The 3,055-nt window shown below is 71.8% G+C and carries 2 protein-coding genes; both read left to right on the top strand.

Features of this window, described 5'->3' with window-relative positions; genetic code table 11:
- Nucleotides 1-650, top strand: a 650-nt coding sequence (locus D183_RS26495) for an efflux RND transporter periplasmic adaptor subunit (RefSeq protein ID WP_017909562.1), incomplete at its 5' end; no start/stop codon positions are given.
- A 1-nt stretch (nt 651) separates the two neighbouring features.
- Nucleotides 652-3,055: efflux RND transporter permease subunit (locus tag D183_RS0114060; RefSeq protein WP_026144474.1), on the top strand; the 2,404-nt coding region annotated here is incomplete at its 3' end.

The raw sequence follows: 3,055 nt of genomic DNA, 5'->3' as shown, positions 1-3,055 counted from the left end.
ATGCGGCGAACGCCGCACGCGCTGCCGCCGCCGCGCAACTGGCGCAGGCGCAGCAGCCGGCCGACTACACCGTGGTGCGCGCGCCGTTTGCGGGCGTCATCAGCGCGCGTCAGGTGCAGCCGGGCGAGGCGGTGGCGGCCGAGCAGGCCTTGCTGTCGCTGTACGTGCCCGGCGCGCAGCGCATCGAGGTGCAGGTGCCGCAGTCGGATGCGGACGCGGTCCGCGCCGCGCGTCGCGTGCAGGTGCGGTTGGACGATGGACGCCTCCTGCAGATTCCGCAGGTGACGGTGTTCCCCACCGCCGATCCGCGCAGCCACAGCGTGACGGTGCGGGTGCCATTGCCGGCGCTGCAACCGGCCCCGGCACCCGGTACCACGGCCAAGGTCGAGGTGCCGCTGGCTGCCGGCGATGCCGCGGAGGCGGCGCCGTTGCGCATTCCGCTGTCGGCGCTGCTGCAACGGGGCGAACTCAGCGCGGCCTATGTGCTGGCCGACGGCCGGCTCAGCCTGCGGCAGCTGCGGATCGGCCAGCGCGATGCGCAGCGGGTGGAAGTGCTGGCGGGGTTGCGCGCGGGCGAGCGGGTGGCGCGCGATCCGGTCGCTGCCGGACAGGCGCTGGCGGCGCAGCGGCGCGCGCTGGCGGAGCGTTGAGATGGCGGCCGGTTTCGGGATGTCCGGCCGCCTGGCGGCATTCTTCCAGGCCAATCCGCTGACGCTGCTGCTGGCCCTGCTCGGCCTGCTGCTCGGCCTGGCGGCGGTGGCGATCACCCCGCGCGAGGAAGAACCGCAGATCGACGTGACCATGGCCAATGTGTTCGTGTCGCTGCCGGGTGCCGATGCACGCGAGGTCGAACAACTGCTGAGCACGCCGCTGGAACAGAAGCTCGACGAGATCGAGGGCATCAAGCACGTGTACTCGGTGAGCCGCCCCGGGCAGGCAGTGTTGACCGTCGAATTCCAGGTCGGGGTGCCGCGGCAAACCGCGCTGGTGCGCCTGTACAACCAGGTGTATTCCAATCTGGACGTGCTGCCGACGCGGATGGGCGCGAGCGCACCACTGATCAAGCCCAAGGGCATCGACGACGTGCCGGTGATGAGCGTGACCCTGTGGAGCGACGATCCGCAGCGCAGTGCCGCCGACCTGGGTGCGATCGCGCGCACGCTGGAAACGGAACTCAAGCGCATCCCCGGCACGCGCGATATCTACAGCATCGGCGCGCCGCCGCGGGTGGTCACGGTGACGCTGGATCCGGCGCGGCTGGCCGCCTACGACCTCACCGTGGCCGACCTCGGCCAGGCGCTGCAGGGGGCGAACGTGGTGCGTCCGCTCGGCGACCGCATCGGTGGCGACCGCATCGGTGGCGGCCGTGCGGTGCCGCTCAGCGCCGGGCGGTTCCTGGCCGATGCCGACGCCGTGCGCGAGCTGGTGATCGGCGTGCACGACGGCCGGCCGCTGCAGTTGCGTGATGTGGCACAGATCCAGGCCGGTGCCGACCTGCCCACGGCCTACGTGTGGTACGGCACGCCGCCCACGCGCGGCGGCCCGGCGCAGGGGCGCGCGCCGGCGGTGACCCTGGCCATCGCCAAGAAGCCGGGCAGCGACGCCTCGGCGCTCACCCGCGTGGTGAGCGCGCGCCTGCAGGCCTTGCGCGGCGAACTGCTGCCGCAGGGCGTGCATGCCGAGGTCACCCGCGACTACGGCGCCAGCGCGGCGGCCAAGGCCGCCAAGCTGATCCACAAGCTGGTGTTCGCCACCGCCTCGGTGGTGCTGCTGGTGCTGTTCGCGCTGGGCTGGCGCGAGGCCATCGTGGTCGGCAGCGCGGTGGTGCTGACCCTGGCGCTGACGCTGTTCGCCTCATGGGCGATGGGCTTCACCCTCAATCGCGTGTCGCTGTTCGCGCTGATCTTCTCCATCGGCATCCTGGTCGACGACGCCATCGTGGTGGTGGAGAACATCCACCGCCATCTGCGCGCCGGCGGCAAGACCTTGCGTGAGGCGATTCCGCCGGCGGTGGACGAGGTCGGCGGCCCGACCATCCTCGCCACCTTCACCGTGATCGCGGCGCTGATGCCGATGGCCTTCGTCAGCGGCCTGATGGGGCCGTACATGCGGCCGATCCCGATCAACGCCTCGGTCGGCATGCTGCTGTCGCTGGCGATCGCGCTGGTGGTGACGCCCTGGCTGGCGCTGAAGCTGCTGAAGCGGCATGTGCCGGCGCAAGCCGCGCAGGCACACGCGCGGGGCGACGCGCCACCGCGCCTGCAGCGCCTGTTCGGGCGCTTGCTGCACCCATTCCTGGATCCTGTCCGCGGCGCGCGCCGGCGCGGCTGGCTGTTCGCCGGCATCGCCGCCCTGCTGCTGGCCGCGGTCGGCCTGGTCGGGCTGCAGTGGGTGGTGCTGAAGATGCTGCCGTTCGACGACAAATCCGAGCTGCAGATCGTGGTCGACCTGCCCGAAGGCAGCACCGTGCAGGACACCGATGCGTTGCTGGGGGAGTTGGCCGGGGTACTCGACCGCACGTCCGAGGTGCACGACTACCAGGGCTATGCCGGGACCTCGGCGCCGGTCAACTTCAATGGCCTGGTGCGGCAGTACTTCCTGCGCAGCGGCAACAACGTCGGCGACCTGCAGGTGAACCTGGTCGACAAACACCAGCGCACGCGCCATAGCCATGCCATCGCCCGCGCGCTGCGTCCGCCGCTGGCGGCGATCGCACGCCAGCATGGCGCGTCGCTGAAGGTGGTGGAGGTGCCGCCGGGGCCGCCGGTGCTGGCGCCGCTGGTGGCCGAGGTGTACGGGCCGGACTATCCGCGCAGCCGCCAGCTCGCCCTGGCGCTGGAGCGGCGCTTCCTGCGCACGCCGAACGTGGTCGATGTCGACACCAGCGTGGAGAGTGCGGCCACCCGCGAAACGCTGGTGGTCGACCGCGTGCGCGCCGCGCGCCTGGGCGTGAACCAGGCCGCCATCGCCGATGCCCTGGCCACGGCGGTGCAGGGTCTGGACGTCACTTGGCTGCACGATGGCACGTCCAAGGTGGCGCAGCCGGTGCGGCTGC

This window comes from Xanthomonas sp. SHU 199 (assembly GCF_000364665.1).
GTDB lineage: Bacteria > Pseudomonadota > Gammaproteobacteria > Xanthomonadales > Xanthomonadaceae > Xanthomonas_A > Xanthomonas_A sontii.
Note: the sequence above shows the minus strand (reverse complement) of the source record. Positions and strands in the feature narration are given on the sequence as shown.